Annotated in this window: 1 pseudogene; it reads right to left on the bottom strand. The window is 53.3% G+C overall.

Annotated elements, in window-relative coordinates:
• Positions 1 to 79 precede the first annotated feature (79 nt).
• Positions 80 to 381 (bottom strand): annotated as a pseudogene (locus A6013_RS24555) (NADH-quinone oxidoreductase subunit H); the annotation flags it as partial.

The following is a 381-nucleotide window of genomic DNA, read 5'->3' as shown; positions in this document are numbered from 1 at the left end:
CATCCAGATACTGTGTACCGGGGTACCGACACCTACCAGTAATTCTTTTAAGGTCATGGTCTATAGCCCCTTTTGGCTGCTGGCAGAGAATGACAGGTGCCGTTACCAACAAGTTGACGAGCGTCAGCGGCTGGCACACTTTCCAGCCGAAGGACATTAGCTGGTCATAACGTGGACGCGGTTACGCTGCGCGAATCAAATTGAACATCATCATGAAGAACGCGGTTTTCAGCGCGAACCTGATGATCGGCGGTAACAACGCGCCATGCCCGCCCCCAACGAACAGCGTTACCTCCAACGCGGTAATCGTGATGATATCCATGTACTCGCCCACAAAGAACACACCGCACCTCATGCCGCAATATGCGATCCGGTAACCGT

Source organism: Enterobacter sp. IF2SW-B1, from assembly GCF_001743375.1.
Classification (GTDB): Bacteria; Pseudomonadota; Gammaproteobacteria; order Enterobacterales; family Enterobacteriaceae; genus Enterobacter; species Enterobacter bugandensis.
The sequence above is the reverse complement of the archived record's forward strand: the minus strand, read 5'-3'. Positions and strand labels throughout refer to the sequence as shown.